The organism is Streptomyces sp. NPDC001513 (assembly GCF_042894695.1).
Taxonomy (GTDB): domain Bacteria; phylum Actinomycetota; class Actinomycetes; order Streptomycetales; family Streptomycetaceae; genus Streptomyces.
In genome coordinates, this window is record NZ_JBIAVU010000012.1 from 91,326 (window position 1) to 106,149 (window position 14,824).

The 14,824-nt window shown below is 71.5% G+C and carries 12 protein-coding genes; 10 read left to right on the plus strand and 2 right to left on the minus strand.

The features are described 5' to 3' along the window. Positions 1 to 26: 26 nt before the first annotated feature. A complete protein-coding gene (locus ACFYZ4_RS26150; RefSeq protein ID WP_390784952.1) occupies positions 27 to 1,079 on the minus strand; it encodes an alpha/beta hydrolase in 1,053 nt (350 codons plus the stop codon). Positions 1,080 to 1,200: 121 nt separating this feature from the next. On the opposite strand from ACFYZ4_RS26150, the gene ACFYZ4_RS26155 reads away from it, so the two are divergent. The 4 genes from ACFYZ4_RS26155 (at position 1,201) to ACFYZ4_RS26170 (ending at position 6,110) form a co-directional block, all read left to right on the plus strand. Continuing rightward, positions 1,201 to 2,085: a 2OG-Fe(II) oxygenase gene (locus ACFYZ4_RS26155; RefSeq protein ID WP_390784953.1), complete on the plus strand. Its 885-nt coding sequence runs from the start codon at positions 1,201 to 1,203 to the stop codon at positions 2,083 to 2,085. A 102-nt stretch (positions 2,086 to 2,187) separates the two neighbouring features. Next, positions 2,188 to 3,048: an ABC transporter ATP-binding protein gene (locus ACFYZ4_RS26160; RefSeq protein WP_390784954.1), complete on the plus strand. Its 861-nt coding sequence runs from the start codon at positions 2,188 to 2,190 to the stop codon at positions 3,046 to 3,048. After that, positions 3,045 to 4,031, plus strand: a complete 987-nt coding sequence (locus ACFYZ4_RS26165) for an iron-siderophore ABC transporter substrate-binding protein (RefSeq protein WP_390784955.1) — start codon at positions 3,045 to 3,047, stop codon at positions 4,029 to 4,031. Before ACFYZ4_RS26160 ends, ACFYZ4_RS26165 begins: the two co-directional genes overlap by 4 nt. A 12-nt stretch (positions 4,032 to 4,043) precedes the next feature. Next, entirely contained in the window at positions 4,044 to 6,110 is a 2,067-nt protein-coding gene (locus ACFYZ4_RS26170; RefSeq protein WP_390784956.1) for an iron ABC transporter permease, read from the plus strand. Positions 6,111 to 6,142: 32 nt separating this feature from the next. Here ACFYZ4_RS26170 and ACFYZ4_RS26175 read toward each other — a convergent pair whose 3' ends face one another. Beyond that, on the minus strand, positions 6,143 to 7,090 hold the full coding sequence (locus ACFYZ4_RS26175) for a methionyl-tRNA formyltransferase (protein ID WP_390784957.1): 948 nt from the start codon (positions 7,088 to 7,090) through the stop codon (positions 6,143 to 6,145). 271 nt (positions 7,091 to 7,361) lie between these two features. Here ACFYZ4_RS26175 and ACFYZ4_RS26180 point away from each other — a divergent pair, with 271 nt between their 5' ends. From ACFYZ4_RS26180 to ACFYZ4_RS26205, 6 genes are all read left to right on the plus strand, one after another. Further along, on the plus strand, positions 7,362 to 8,717 hold the full coding sequence (locus ACFYZ4_RS26180) for a lysine N(6)-hydroxylase/L-ornithine N(5)-oxygenase family protein (protein ID WP_351296355.1): 1,356 nt from the start codon (positions 7,362 to 7,364) through the stop codon (positions 8,715 to 8,717). A 98-nt stretch (positions 8,718 to 8,815) separates the two neighbouring features. Continuing rightward, on the plus strand, positions 8,816 to 9,874 hold the full coding sequence (locus tag ACFYZ4_RS26185) for a FecCD family ABC transporter permease (protein WP_384343377.1): 1,059 nt from the start codon (positions 8,816 to 8,818) through the stop codon (positions 9,872 to 9,874). Continuing rightward, a complete protein-coding gene (locus ACFYZ4_RS26190; RefSeq protein WP_390784958.1) occupies positions 9,847 to 10,956 on the plus strand; it encodes a FecCD family ABC transporter permease in 1,110 nt (369 codons plus the stop codon). Before ACFYZ4_RS26185 ends, ACFYZ4_RS26190 begins: the two co-directional genes overlap by 28 nt. 38 nt (positions 10,957 to 10,994) lie before the next feature. Next, complete coding sequence (locus tag ACFYZ4_RS26195) at positions 10,995 to 11,843, plus strand: ABC transporter ATP-binding protein (RefSeq protein ID WP_390784959.1); 849 nt, start codon at positions 10,995 to 10,997, stop codon at positions 11,841 to 11,843. 113 nt (positions 11,844 to 11,956) lie between these two features. Next, on the plus strand, positions 11,957 to 13,015 hold the full coding sequence (locus tag ACFYZ4_RS26200; RefSeq protein ID WP_384343370.1) for an iron-siderophore ABC transporter substrate-binding protein: 1,059 nt from the start codon (positions 11,957 to 11,959) through the stop codon (positions 13,013 to 13,015). A 2-nt stretch (positions 13,016 to 13,017) separates the two neighbouring features. Then, a complete protein-coding gene (locus tag ACFYZ4_RS26205) occupies positions 13,018 to 14,805 on the plus strand; it encodes an ABC transporter ATP-binding protein (protein WP_351296367.1) in 1,788 nt (595 codons plus the stop codon). The last annotated feature ends 19 nt before the right edge of the window (positions 14,806 to 14,824 follow it).

Here is a 14,824-nt window from a genome sequence, read left to right on the forward strand (position 1 = left end):
GTCGAGCCGCGCTCAGGGCTCAGCGCTCAGCGCTCAGCGGGCCCGGCGCCCGCACCGGACCGGGCGAGGAGGCGCCGGAGCCAGGCGGAGCGGGCCTGGCGGGCGTCCCGGCTGAGGGCCGCCTGGGGTGCGAAGCCGTCGAAGCCGTGGAAGGCCCCCGGCCACACGTGCAGTTCGGCCTGGCCGCCCGCCTGCCAGAGTGCGTTCGCGTAGGCCACGTCCTCGTCCCGGAAGGTCTCGGCCGACCCGACGTCGATGTAGGCGGGGGGCAGCCCGGACAGGTCCGTGGCGCGGGCGGGGGCCGCGTACGGCGGCAGGTCCGCGGCCCCGTACCGCTCGCCCAGCAGTGCCTGCCACCCGGTGGCGTTGGAGGTCCGGTCCCAGATGCCGAGGCCGGCCATCTGCCGGCCGGAGAAGGTGTCGTTGCGGTCGTCGAGCATCGGGCACAGCAGCAGTTGCCCGATCGGTGCGGGCCCGCCCCGGTCACGGGTGAGCAGGGCGAGCGCCGCGGCGAGGCCGCCGCCGGCGCTCTTCCCGCCGATGACGATGCGGTCCGGGTCGACGCCCAGTTCGGCCGCGTGGCGAGACACCCAGACGAGTCCGGCGTAGCAGTCCTCCACCGGTCCCGGGTACCGCGTGTGCGGTGCCAGCCGGTACTCGACGGAGACGACGGCCAGCTCCAGCGGGAGGGCCCATTCGCGCAGCAACTGCGGGACGACCGAACGGGCATTGCCCATGACCATGCCGCCGCCGTGCATGTAGTACAGCACCGGCAGCGGGCCGGCGGTCCGGGCGGGCCGTGCGCTCACGAGCGTGACGTCCGGCTCGCCCGGTGCTCCCGGCACCCGCAGCTCGTCCACCTCGAAGAGGCCGTCGGCCCGGAGCTCCCGCAGGGTCGGCCGGGGCCGGGCCGCGACGTCCTGCTCCTGCCGGGCGGCGAGGTTCTCCGGGGTGAACGGCTCCAGCGCCGCGTTCCCCAAGGCCGCCAGCGCGGCACCGAGTTCGGGATCGAAAGGGGGCGCCTTCCACTCCGTCGGGCCGGGCTCGCCACCTGCCGGGAACACGCGCGCGGAATCCATGCCACGCAGTCAACCACCCGCCGGACGCGGGTCAGCACATGGGAGCGGGGGGCGGCGTACTCCTGTGCGCCCCCATGTGCTCCTTCGACGGCACGGGTCACTCCGCTTACGGTTCCGGGCCATGAGTGGATACGCGAAGGAACCGGCCACGCCGACGGAAATCAGCACCCGGGACTTGCCTCCCTCCGACCGTTGGTCCACGACCCCCGTCATACCGGCCCCGGTCTGCCGCTTCGAGAACTTCCTGGGCGCGGAGCGCGCCGCCGGCCTGCTGGCGTACGCGATCTCCCGGCAGCCCGACTTCAACGCGGGAACGGTCCTGGACCCCCTGTCGGGCCAGGTCTCCCACAAAGGCCGCAGCTCCCTCGTCCTCCCCGTGACCAGCTCCGTCTTCAGCCGGCACCTCGCCGACTGCCTGCCGCTCGTCCAGGAGGTCCTCGGTCACCAGGCCGCGCTGACGCAGACCCTGACGGTCCTGACGGCGCACGGCGAAGGGGGCCACTACGGCATCCACACCGACGCCTCACGGGTCCGTGACGTCAGCACGGCGGTGTCGGCGGTGTACTACCTCCACCGCCGGCCCCGCGGTTTCGAAGGCGGTCAACTCCGGTTGTACGACACCCAGTTCCACGAGAGCGGGCCGCAGCCGGCGGAGACCTACCGCACCATCGAACCCGAGCACGACACCATCGTGTTCTTCCCGGCCAGCGCCTTCCACGAGGTGGTCCCGTCCACCTGCCCCAGCGGGCAGTTCGCCGATCACCGGTTCACCCTCACGACGTGGATCAGCGGCACCGAGCCGGCGCCGGCGACTCCCGACACGCCGTTCCGGATCTGGCAGTGGATGGCCCGCGCGGCCGAACACACCCGTCCGCTCGCGGACGTCACGCGCGACCACGACGGTGCCCGGCCCATCGCCCTCCCGGCCGCGGATCCCGGCACCCGCCTCACCCTTCCCACCGCCCGCACCCCGCACGGCAGCGTGAACGAGGTGCGCGAGGGCTGAGTCGCGCCCGGGCACCGGGCCGCGAGCTTGGCCGGTTCCGCTCTTGCGGAGGGATCCCGGAGCTCTTTTGTCATTTCATAAGGTTAGGCTACCCTCACCGACGTGCAGGTAGCTGAAGAGACCGCCGCGGCGATGCGTCCCCGCGGCCATGAACTGTCCGCCACGGACGTCACCGTGGCGTACGACGGCGTGGACGTCGTACACGACGCCTCGATGACGCTGCGACCCGGCCAGGTGACCGTCCTGGTCGGGCCGAACGGCAGTGGCAAATCCACGCTGCTGCGCACGATCGCGCGGCTCCAGCGGCTGAGGACGGGCACCCTCGTCCTCGACGGCGACACCGACGGACTGGCCCTGGGCCCCCGCGAGTTCTCGCGCCGGGTCGCCCTGCTCACCCAGGGCCGCCCCACGCCGAGCGGACTGACCGTACGCGACCTCGTCGACTTCGGCCGCTACCCCTACCGCGGCCGCTGGGGCCGGGACGACCCCGGCGGCCGGGCCGCGGTGGACCGCGCGCTCGCCCTGACGGGCGTCACGGAACTCGCCGGACGCGGCGCCGAGCACCTGTCCGGCGGACAGCTCCAGCGCGTCTGGCTGGCCGGCTGCCTCGCCCAGGAGACCGGCGTGCTCCTGCTCGACGAACCCACGACCTACCTCGACCTGCGCTACCAGGTCGAACTCCTCGACCTCATACGGGACCTGGCGGACGACCACGGCATCGCCGTGGGCGCCGTCCTGCACGACCTCGACCAGGCCGCCGCCGTGGCCGACCGCATCGTCCTGCTCCACGCGGGACGCGTCATCGCCGACGGCGACCCCGCGGACGTCCTCACGCCGCAGCGGCTGACCGACACCTACGGCATCCGCATCGAGGTCGACCCCGACCCACTCACCGGCCGGCTGCGCACCCGCGCCATCGGCCGGCACCACTCGCGAAGCGAAAGGCTCAGTACCACCTCATGAGACGCCTCCTCCTCACCGCGGCGGCCGCCACCGTCGCGGCCGTCACCCTGACCGCCTGCGGGACCACCGAGCCCGCCGCCGACGACGCCGCGAAGAAGACCACCACCGAGCGCATCACCCTCACCGACGCCTCCGGCGCGAAGGTGGAGCTCGACGGCCCCGCCAAGAAGGTCGTGGGGACCGAGTGGAACGTCGTCGAGAGCCTGGTATCGCTGGGTGTCGACCCGGTCGGCGTCGCGGACGTCAAGGGTTACAAGACCTGGAACACCGCCGTTCCGCTGAAGAACGAGCCCAAGGACATCGGCACGCGCGGCGAGCCGAGCATGGACACCATCGCGGCCCTCAAGCCTGACCTCGTCATCGCCACCTCCGACCTGCCGCCGGCCGCCCTCCAGCAGCTGCGCAAGGTCGTCCCGGTCCTGGAGGTGCGCCCCGGCGACGCCGCCGACCCGATCGGGCAGATGACGAAGAACCTCGACCTCATCGCCCAGGCCACCGGCACGACCGAGAAGGCCGGCACGCTCAAGCAGCAGTTCCAGGCGAAGCTCGACGAGGGCAAGAAGAGCCTCGCCGACGCCGGTCACGCCGGAGCGCAGTTCGCCTTCGCCGACGGGTACGTCATCTCCGGCCAGACTTCCATCAGGCCCTACACCAGCGGCTCGCTCATCGGCGGGGTCAACGAGAAGCTCGGCCTGAAGAACGCCTGGACGGTCCAGGGCGACGAGGCGTACGGCCTGGCCACCACCGACGTCGAGGGCCTCACCAAGCTCGGCGACGTGCAGTTCGCCTACATCGGCAACGACGGCGACAAGGACAGCAACCCCTTCGCCGGCGTCCTGGCCCAGGACAAGGTGTGGACCTCGCTGCCGTTCGTGCAGAAGGGCAACGTGCACCGGCTGCCCGACGGCATCTGGATGTTCGGCGCGACCGAATCGATGGGCAAGTACGTCGACGCGGTCGTCTCCGCGCTGAAGAAGAAGTAGAGAAGCAACACCATGGCCGTCACCGCAACCACCTCCGCCGTCCCTCCGTCGGCGGTCACGTCCCGGACGGGCGCGGCCGCGGTGGCGGCCGCACTGGTCCTCCTCGTCGCCTGCCTCGCGGCCGTGGACATCACGCAGGGCACCGCCGCCGTCGGCGCGCCCGAAGTGTGGAAGGCGCTCACCGGCCGGGCCGACCCGGCCGACGCCTCCGTCGTCGTGGCCTCCCGGCTGCCGCGGATGGCCGCGGGGCTGCTCGTCGGAGCCCTCCTCGGCATGGCGGGCGCCGCCCTGCAGGCCGTCAGCCGCAACGTCCTCGCCTCGCCCGACACCCTCGCCGTCAACGCCGGCTCCTACCTCGCCCTCGGCCTCACCACCGTCTGCGGCTTCTCGCTCCCGCTGCTGCTCTCCTCCGGCATCGCCTTCGCCGGCGGTCTCGCCGCGGCGGCCGTCGTCCTCGCCCTGTCCGGCCTGGGCGCCGGTACCGTCCGGCTCGTCCTCGCCGGAAGCGCCCTGACCCTCGGTCTCACCGCCGTCACCGAAGGCCTGCTCCTGCTGTTCCCCCAGGAGACCGAGGGCATCTTCCAGTGGAACCAGGGCAGCATCGCCCAGAACGGGTTCGACGCCGTCCTGCAGATGGCCCCCGTAGGCATCGCCGGTCTCGTCGGGCTGCTGCTCCTCGCCCGCCGGATCGACACCCTGGCCCTCGGCGACGACGCCGCGCGCGGCCTCGGCGTCCCCGTGCGGTCCACGCGGGTCACCGCCGTGGTGCTGGCCGCCCTGCTCTCCACGGCGGCCGTCGCCCTCGCCGGGCCCATCGGCTTCGTCGGGCTGTGCGCCCCCGCCCTCGTCCGCCCGCTCACCCGAAGGTTCCGCGCGTTCGCCCGGACGCGTACGAGCCTGCCCGTCGCCGGACTCACCGGCGCGGCGCTGGTGCTCGGCTCGGACGTGCTGCTGCGGGCCGTCGTCCCGGCGGACGTGGCGGTCGCCGTGCCGACCGGCGTCGTCACCAGCCTCGTCGGCGCCGTGTTCCTGATCGTCATGGCCATCCGGATCCGGGACACGGCCGGAGCGATTCCCTCCGATCGCCTGCGCATCAGGAGCCGGAGCGTCTTCCTCACCACGACGGCCGTCCTGGTGGCCGTCCTCATCGGCCTGATCATCGCCGCCGTGCTGGTCGGCGACAGCAAACTGCTGCTGGGCGACGTGGTGAACTGGGCCCAGGGGCGGGCCGGCCGGACCGTCACCTTCGTCCTCGACTCCCGCGTGCCCCGGGTCCTCGCCGCGCTCCTCGCAGGCGCCGCACTTGCCCTGGCCGGCACGCTGGTCCAGGCCGTGACCCGCAACCCCCTCGCCGAACCGGGCGTCCTGGGCGTGTCCGGCGGCGCCGCGCTGGGCGCCGTCCTCCTCGTGACGACGGTCCCCCTGGCCGGATCGTGGAGCGTGGCCGGCGCGGCGTTCGCCGGTGCCTCGGTCGCCTCCGTCCTGGTCTTCGGGCTGGCCGCGCGCGGCGGGTTCCGGCAGAACCGGCTGGTCCTCGTCGGGTTCGGCATCGCCACCGCGACAGCCGCCCTGGTCAGTCTGCTCATCATCCTGACCGACCCGTTCAACGCGACGAAGGCGCTGACCTGGCTGTCGGGCTCCACCTACGGGCGGACCCTGCCCGACGTGGTGCCCCTCGCGGCCGTCCTCGCCGTCGGGGTGGCCGTCGCGGTCGTACGCCGCACCGAACTCGACCTCGTATCGCTCGACGAGGACACCCCGCGGCTGCTCGGCATGAACCTCGGACGAGGACGCCTCGGCTTCCTCACCCTCAGCGTCCTCCTCAGCGCCACCGCGGTGGCCGCCGCCGGCACCATCGGCTTCGTCGGTCTCGTCGCACCGCACGCCGCCCGCGCCCTGGTGGGCCGGCAGCACGCGAGGGTGGTCCCCGTCGCGGTGCTGCTCGGCGCCGTCCTCGTCTGCACCGCCGACCTGGTGGGCCGGACGGTCATCGCACCGGCCCAGCTCGGGGCCGGCCTGATGACCGCCGTGATCGGCACGCCGTACTTCCTGTACCTGCTCGTACGCAGCCGTCGCTAGCCGAGACGGGCCGGCCGGTCAGGGCGTGTTGGTCAGGGCCGGCCGGTCAGGTATCCGCCCATGGCGGTGAAGTACTCGGCCGCGGGCAGCTCCCGGCCGTCCTCGGTCCGTACGCGGGTGATGGCCAGCCCGTGGTTGCGGCCGGTCCGGGCGTCGGCGCCCGCGACGATCACCACGCCCTCGCCCTCGCGGTAGAAGATCCGGCCGGGCGTGCCCCCGTACAGCCCCTCGGACACACAGGCGGACAGCACCTCCAGCCGCCTGCCCTTGTGGAAGGTGTAGGCGCTGGGATACGGCTCGGACTGGGCGCGGACCAGCCGGTCGAGGTCCTCCGCGGGCCAGGTCCAGTCGATGCGGCTGTCCTCGAGGGACCGCTTGTGGAAGAAGCTCGCCCGGGTCCGGTCCTGCTTGGTGAACTCCGTCCGCCCGGAGGCGATGAGGTCGAGGGCGCCGACGGTGACCGGGGCGATGAGGTCGACGGTCCGGTGGAAGAGGTCGGTGGCGGTGTCCGTCGGCCCCACCGGGACCGACTCCTGCCGCACGATGTCCCCGGCGTCGAGTTCGTCGTTCATCATGTGCGCGGTGACGCCCACTTCGGTCTCGCCGTTGATCAGCGCCCAGATCAGGGGCGAGAAGCCGGCGTACTTCGGCAGCAGTGAGTCGTGCACGTTCAGCGTGCCGTGGCGGGGGAGTCCGAAGACCCGCGGGGGCAGCCACGTACGCCAGTTGTTGGCGACGATGATGTCCGGATCGGCCTCCTTGAGGCGCTGGAACAGCTCCTCGTCGTCCGGCCGGTTGCGGAGCAGCACCGGGACCCCGTGCTCTTCGGCGAGGTCGGCGACGGAGTCGCTCCAGATCTTCTCGTAGGCGTGCTCGCTCTTCGGATGCGTCACCACCAGCACCACGTCGTGCTCGGAGTCCAGGAGGGCTTGCAGGGTGCGGTGCCCCCAGGTCTGGTAACCGAACATGACGACCCGCATGGGGTTCCTCCTCAGGGACAGGGGTTGGTCCCTGCCGAGTAAAGCAAGGCTTGCCTAAGTCTGCAACGGTGCCCGCAGTGCCGTAAATTGACGATCACTCAGCTTCCCGGCCGCCCGATTTGTCTATCGACAGCTCCATGGGGATCAGCTTAGCCTTACCTAAGTTTCGGTCGCGTCTCCGTCGGCGTGCCCGGTTTTCCCGCCTTCCCGATGCTCGACCAGGCCACCTGCCCCTCGGGTCCGGCGGCTGCCCTCGCACGATGGGAGTGACATGGCTCAGGCTCGTCCTGGCGACCCCCCGCTGATCCACGACCTCATAGGAATCGGCTTCGGGCCGTCCAACGTGGCCATGGCGATCGCGGTCGGCGAGCACAACGCACGCGTCGGCAGGGAAGAAGTGATCACCACTCACTTCTTCGAACAGCAGCCGCGCTTCGGCTGGCACCGGGGCATGCTCATCGACGACGCGACCATGCAGGTGTCCTTCCTGAAGGACCTGGTGACGCTCCGGAACCCGGCCAGCGAGTTCAGCTTCCTGTGCTACCTGAAGAGCAAGGGACGGCTGATCGACTTCATCAACCACAAGAACCTCTTCCCGCTGCGGGTGGAGTTCCACGACTACCTGGAATGGTCCGCGGCCAAGGTCGACGACATGGTGTCGTACGGCCACGAGGTCGTCGGGGTCACGCCGGTCGTCCGCGACGGAGTGGTGGACCACCTCGACGTGACGGTCCGCTCGGCGGAGGGACTCGCGCTCCACCGGGCCCGCAACCTCGTCATCGGCACCGGTTTACGCCCCCTCATGCCGGAAGGCGTGGAGCGCACGGACCGCATCTGGCACAACTCCGACCTCCTGACGAAGGTCGAGGGGCTGGGCGGCGCCGCCCCCTCCCGGTTCGTCGTCGTGGGTGCGGGACAGAGCGCCGCCGAGAACGTCGCCTATCTGCACCGCCGCTTCCCCGAAGCCGAGGTCTGCGCCGTCTTCTCCCGGTACGGGTACAGCCCCGCCGACGACAGCGGCTTCGCCAACCGGATCTTCGACCCGGAAGCGGTCGGCGAGTTCTTCACCGCGCCCGAGAACGTCAAGCGCAAGCTGATGGACTACCACCGCAACACCAACTACTCGGTGGTGGACATCGATCTGATCGACGACCTGTACCGGCAGATGTACCAGGAGAAGGTCCTCGGCACCGAGCGCCTGCGCTTCCTCAACGTCTCCCGGCTCACCGGCGTCACGGAGACGCCGGCCAAGGTCCACGCCACCGTGCAGTCCCTGGTCACCGGCGAGGAGACACCCCTGGAGGCGGACGTGGTCGTCTTCGCCACCGGCTACCGCCCCGCCGACCCGCTCGGCCTCCTCGGCGAGGTCGCCGACCGCTGCCTGCGCGACGAGGAGGGACGCGTGCGCGTCGAACGCGACTACCGCATCGCGACCGACCCCGCACTGCGCTGCGGCATCTACGTGCAGGGCGGCACGGAGCACACGCACGGCATCACCTCGTCCCTGTTGTCCAACACCAGCGTCAGGGTCGGCGAGATCCTGGACTCGCTCCTCGACCGGGGCCTCAAGTCCGATCCCGACGAGGTCCGGACGGTGGCCGACGGGACGGGCAGCACGGCCCGATAGCCGATACTTGGACCGGTCCGGTCCGTACACGTGACGCCTGGTGGCGCGTGCCACCGACGATGTTTCGCCGGTGGAGCGAAGGGATAACGTACAGCGACATGGGCACGACTACAGTGGAGCGTCCCGCGCCCAAGGGTGCAACGGAGGCCCGCAGGCGCCGCGTTGTGGGCTCGCTGACGCTTCTGTTGATCCTCCTGGCCGCCGTGGTGGTGTCGTTGGCCGTCGGTGCCCGCGCGCTGAGCCCGGCCGATGTGTGGCAGGGGCTGACGGCGGCGCCGGACCCGGACCGGCGGCTCACCGAGATCAGACTCATCGTGCAGACCGTACGCGTGCCCCGGACGGTCCTCGCGGTCGTGGCAGGGGTGGCCCTGGGAGTCGGCGGGGCGCTGATCCAGGGGTACACGCGCAACCCGATCGCCGACACGGGTCTGCTCGGGGTGAATGCGGGCGCCTCCTTCGCCGTGGTGACGGTGATCGCCGTGTTCGGCTTCGCCGACCCGTTCCAGTACGTCTGGTTCGCCTTCCTGGGGGCGGCGGTCGCCGGTGTCGTCGTGTTCGGGCTGGCGAGCATCGGCCGGGGGGCTGGCAATCCGCTGACGCTGGCCCTGGCCGGGCAGGGGATCACCGTCTTCCTGGCCGCCATGACCACCGCGGTCGCCCTGTCGGACAAGGCCTCGCTGAACGCGCTGCGCTTCTGGTACGCGGGCTCGGTGGCCGGCGTCGGATTCGACGTCATCTGGCCGGTGACCGCGTTCATCGCCGTCGGGCTGGTGCTGGCCCTGACCACCCTGCCCGCCGTCAACCTGCTCAACCTCGGCGACGACGTGGCGCGCGGGCTCGGCGTCAACATCGCGCTGACCCGGGCCGTCGGCATCGCCGCCATCACCCTGCTGGCGGGGGCGGCGACGGCGGCCTGCGGGCCCGTCGCCTTCCTCGGCCTCATGGTGGCCCACGTGGCCCGGTACCTGACCGGTCCGGACTACCGCTGGCTGGTGCCGTACGCGGGCCTGCTCGGCGCCATCGTCCTCCTGGTCTGCGACATCGCGGGGCGGCTGCTGGTGCGGCCGGGCGAGCTGGACGCCGGTGTCGTGGTGGCCCTGCTCGGTGCCCCGTTCTTCGCGGTCCTGGTGTGGCGCGGAAAGTTCAAGAGCGCGTGAACGGGGCGGACGTGGAAGTGGAAGCGGTGGAGGTCGCGAAGGCGTCGGTGGCGCCGGGCGTCCGGCTCGGCCGGGTGTCGTTCGTATGGCGGCCCTGGATGGTCTGCGTCACGCTGCTGCTGGCGGCGGCGACGTTCCTGGTGTTCTGCCTGTCCATCGGCGTGGGGGAGTTCCCCATCGGTCTGCCCCAGGTGATCGCCACGATCCTCGGGCGGGGCGAGCAGGTCGACGAGTTCGTGATCATGGACCTGCGGATGCCGCGGGCCCTGGCCGGGTGCGTCGTGGGCATCGCGCTGGGGGTGTCCGGGGCGATCACCCAGTCGATCGCGCGCAATCCGCTGGCCAGCCCCGACATCCTGGGGATCACCGGGGGCGCCGGTGCGGTCGCGGTGTTCCTGGTGACGGTCTCGGGCGGGACCGCCGCGGCGGTCGTCAGCTCCGTCGGTCTGTCCGGTGCGGCGCTCGCGGGCGGTCTCGGTACGGGCCTCCTCGTGTACTTCCTGGCCTGGCGGCGCGGGATCGACGGCTTCCGGCTCATCCTCATCGGCATCTCGGTGAGCGCCGTGATGGAGGCCGTCACGACCTGGCTGCTGGTCCAGGCCGACATCAGGGACGTGGCCCGGGCCCAGGCCTGGCTGATCGGCTCCCTGGACAACCGCTCGTGGGACGACATCCGGGTGGCGCTCTGGTGCACGCTCGTCCTGATGGTCGTCGTGGCGTGCGCCGCGTTCCAGTTCAAACCGATGCACCTCGGCGACGAGGTGGCCGCGGGCCTCGGCGTGCGGTACTCGGCCGTCCGGGCGGTCCTGCTGCTGTGCGCGGTCCTGCTGGCGGGCGTGGCGGTGAGCGCGGCGGGCCCGGTCCCGTTCGTCGCCCTGGTCGCGCCGCAGGTGGCCATGCGTCTGCTGAGGTGCCCGACACCGCCGATGGTGGCCTCCGGCATCGTCGGGGCCCTGCTGCTGACCGGCGCCGACCTGATCGCGCGTACGGCCCTGCCGATCACCCTGCCGGTCGGCGTGATCACCGCCGCGATCGGCGGGCCCTTCCTGGTCTACCTCCTGGTGCGGGCGAACCTCCGTTGACCGACTCGTATGCAGGCACGTCTAGTTCAGGGGGAGCTGTGGCCGTATCGCACATCACCGGGATCGCGTCCGGGGGGCAGGAGACCGCGCGGCTGGCGGCCAGAGGGGTCACGGTCGGGTACGGCGGCCGGAGCGTCATCGACGACCTCCACGTGGCGATCCCGCCGGGGGTGATCTCCACGATCATCGGCTCCAACGGCTGCGGCAAGTCGACCCTGCTGCGGACCCTCTCGCGGCTGCTCAAGCCGACGAAGGGCTCGGTCGTCCTGGACGGCGAGGACATCGCCACGCTCCGGACCCGGGACGTGGCGAAGAAGCTCGGTCTGCTGCCGCAGGCGCCGGTAGCGCCGGAGGGGCTCACGGTGGCCGACCTGGTCGCCAGGGGGCGCCATCCGCACCAGAGCTGGCTGCGCCAGTGGTCGTCGGACGACGCCGCCGTCGTGGAACGGGCGCTGGCCATGACCGGGGTGTCCGACCTGGCGGACCGGCCGGTGGACGCCCTGTCCGGCGGGCAGCGCCAGCGCGTCTGGATCTCGATGACGCTGGCCCAGGGCACCGACCTGCTGCTGCTGGACGAGCCGACCACCTTCCTGGACCTGGCGCACGCGATCGACGTACTGGATCTGGTGGACGACCTGCACGAGTCGGGATGCACCGTGGTCATGGTGCTGCACGACCTCAACCTGGCCACGCGCTACAGCGACAACCTCATCGTGATGAGGGCCGGGTCGATCCTGGCGCAGGGGCACCCGCGGGACGTCATCACCGCCGAGTTGCTGTACGAGGCCTTCGGGCTGCGTGCCAAGGTGATCGAGGATCCGGTGGGGGACCGGCCGCTCATCGTGCCCATCGGACGCACCCACGTACAGCCTGGCCGACTCGACTAGATTGGACATAGTTCCGAGGTAAGTAAGGCTAGGCTAGCCTCACTTGAGCGCGATACGGTTTGCCTGCCCTCGGGCGGGGGTGTAGTGGACGGCACGAAAGCAAGGGATTGCGGATGCTTCTCCAGCGAACGACTCGTACCAACTCCTGGGGCCGGTTGACGGCGGTGCTGACCGCCGCGGCCCTCGGTGTCGGCCTCCTGGCCGGCTGCGGTTCCGACTCGAAGGACCCGGCCGACAAGAAGGCCGACGACGCCCCGGCCACCGCGGCCGGCACCTTCCCGGTCACCGTGGAGCACGCGTTCGGATCCACGAAGGTCGCAAAGGCCCCCCAGCGGGTCGTCTCCGTCGGCTACACCGACGACCAGGCCATCCTGGCGTTCGGCATCAAGCCCGTCGGCATGGTCGACCAGTACCCGAACCCGCCGGGCACCAGCCCGGACATCAACACCCAGTGGCCCTGGGTGAAGGACAAGTGGGGCGACACCCGCCCCGAGGTCGTCATGAACAACGGCGACACGGGCCCGAACTACGAGAAGATCGCCGCGCTCCGGCCGGACCTGATCATCGCGGTCTACTCCGAGATCGACCAGGCCGCCTACGACAAGCTCTCCAAGATCGCCCCGACGGTGGGCCGCACCAAGGCCGAGAAGGAGCCGTTCAGCGCCCCCTGGCAGGACAACGCGGTCCACATCGCCAAGGCGCTCGGCCAGGAGTCCAAGGGCACCGAGCTGGTGAAGGGCATCCAGGACAAGCTCGACGCGGCGAAGAAGGCACACCCCGAGTTCGCGAACCAGACCGCCGTCGCGCTGTCCTGGTACAAGGACTCGGCGGCCCCCTTCACCTCCACCGACGTCCGCGGACGCCTGGTGACGGGCACCGGCTTCAAGTACCAGACCGAGATCGACAAGATCGCCGACGGCAAGTTCTACACCACGCTCTCCCCCGAACGCATGGACCTCATCAACGTCGACCGCATCTTCGTCATCAACGACAAGGCCGACACGGAGGCGCTCAAGAAGTTCGAGCTGTTCGCCAACCTGGCCGCGGTCAAGAACGGCAAGGTGTCGTACCTGCTCGACAGCGAGGGCCCGGCGGTCGGCGCGGCCATGTCCCAGGGCACCCTGCTGTCCCTGCCGTACGCCATCGACGAACTCGTCAAGTCGGTCGGCTAGGTGTGAGCACCACGGATACGCGCGTCGCCCCGTCGACCCTGCGCACGACGACCGGACGCGAGGCCACCCGCTGGGTCACCGCGCACTGCCGCGAAGTGCCCTGGCTGACGGCCGCCACCGTGCTCACCACGGTGGCCGGGGCGGCGCTCCAGGTACTCCCGCTGCTGCTGCTCGGCCGGGTCGTGGACGGGGTGGTGGAGGGCGCGTCGCGCTCCATCCTCGTCACGACGGGAGTCCTGATGGTCGCCGCCGCGCTCCTCGGCGCGGCGGCCACCGCCCTGTCGACCTACCTGGTCGGCAAGCTGGGCGCCGATCTGCTCGCCCGGCTGCGCGAAGGCGCCGTACGGGCGGTGCTGGGGATGCCGAGCGCACGCATCGAACAGGTCGGCCGGGGAGACGTGCTGTCCAGGGTCGGCGACGACGTTGCCGTACTGTCCCGGGGCATCCGCACGGCCGTCCCCACGGTGTTCTCGGCGGGCGTGCTGGTGGTCATCGCCACGCTCGGCATGTTCGGCCTGGACTGGCGGCTCGGCCTGGCGGGCGCCGGCGCCCTGCCCGCGTACGCGCTGGCCCTGCGCTGGTACCTGCCCCGGTCCGCCCCGCTCTACCGCAGACAGCGCGAGGTCCAGGCCGACCGCGCACAAGCCCTGATCAGCGGACTCAACGGGATCGACACGGTCCGGGCGTACCGCCTGGAGGGAGCCGTCCGCGAGAAGGTCACCAGCGAGTCGTGGCGGGTGCGCGAACTCGGCATCGAGGTGTTCCGGCTCTTCGGCCGGTTCGTCGGCCGGGAGAACCGCGCCGAGTTCATCGGACTCGTCCTCATCATCGTGGTGGGGTACGCCCTGCTGGAGGCCGATGCCGCCAGCCTGGGCGAGGTGTCCGCGGCCCCGCTGCTGTTCCACCGGCTGTTCACCCCCCTCGGCTCCATCATGTTCACCTTCGACGAGGCGCAGAAGTCGGGCGCGAGCCTGACCCGGCTGGTCGGGGTGCTGGGGGAGGACGCGGAGGACCGGCTGGTCGGCGCCCCGGGCGTCACACCGGCGGTCGACGCGCCCTACCCCGTCCGGGTGGAGGGACTCACCTTCAGCTATCCCGACACCGAGGAGCCGGTCCTCCGGGACGTCGACCTGATGATTCCGGCCGGCGGTTCGCTCGCGCTGGTGGGGGCGACCGGTGCAGGCAAGTCCACCCTGGCCGCGCTGATCGCGGGCATCGGAACCCCACAGGCCGGGTCGGTCCGCATCGGGCCGACCGACCTCGCCGGTCTGGACGAGGCCGGGGCGCGGGCCCTGGTGAGCATCCTGACGCAGGAAACGCACGTGTTCTCCGGCCCGCTCGCCGACGACCTGCGGCTGGCCGCGCCGGAGGCGACCGACGCCGAACTGGCGGACGCCCTGCGCACCGTCGGCGCCGACGGATGGGTCGACGCGCTGCCCGACGGACTGAACACCCTGGTCGGCGAGGGCGGCGAGCGCCTGGACGTCACCAAGGTCGCCCAGATCGCCCTGGCCCGGCTGGTGCTGGGCCGGTCCCCGGTGGTGGTGCTCGACGAGTCCACGGCGGAAGCGGGCAGCGAGGGCGCGGCCGAGCTGGAACGGGCGGTGCTCGCCGCGTGCGCGGGCCGGACCACGCTGTTCGTGGCGCACCGGCTGACGCAGGCGATGGCAGCGGACCGGATCGCCGTGCTGGACGCGGGACGCGTCGTCGAGCACGGCACGCACGACGAACTGGTGGCTCTGGGCGGCCGGTACGCGCGCCTGTGGCGGGCCTGGCGCGAGGGCAGCTAGCCCACCCTGATCCGGGTGG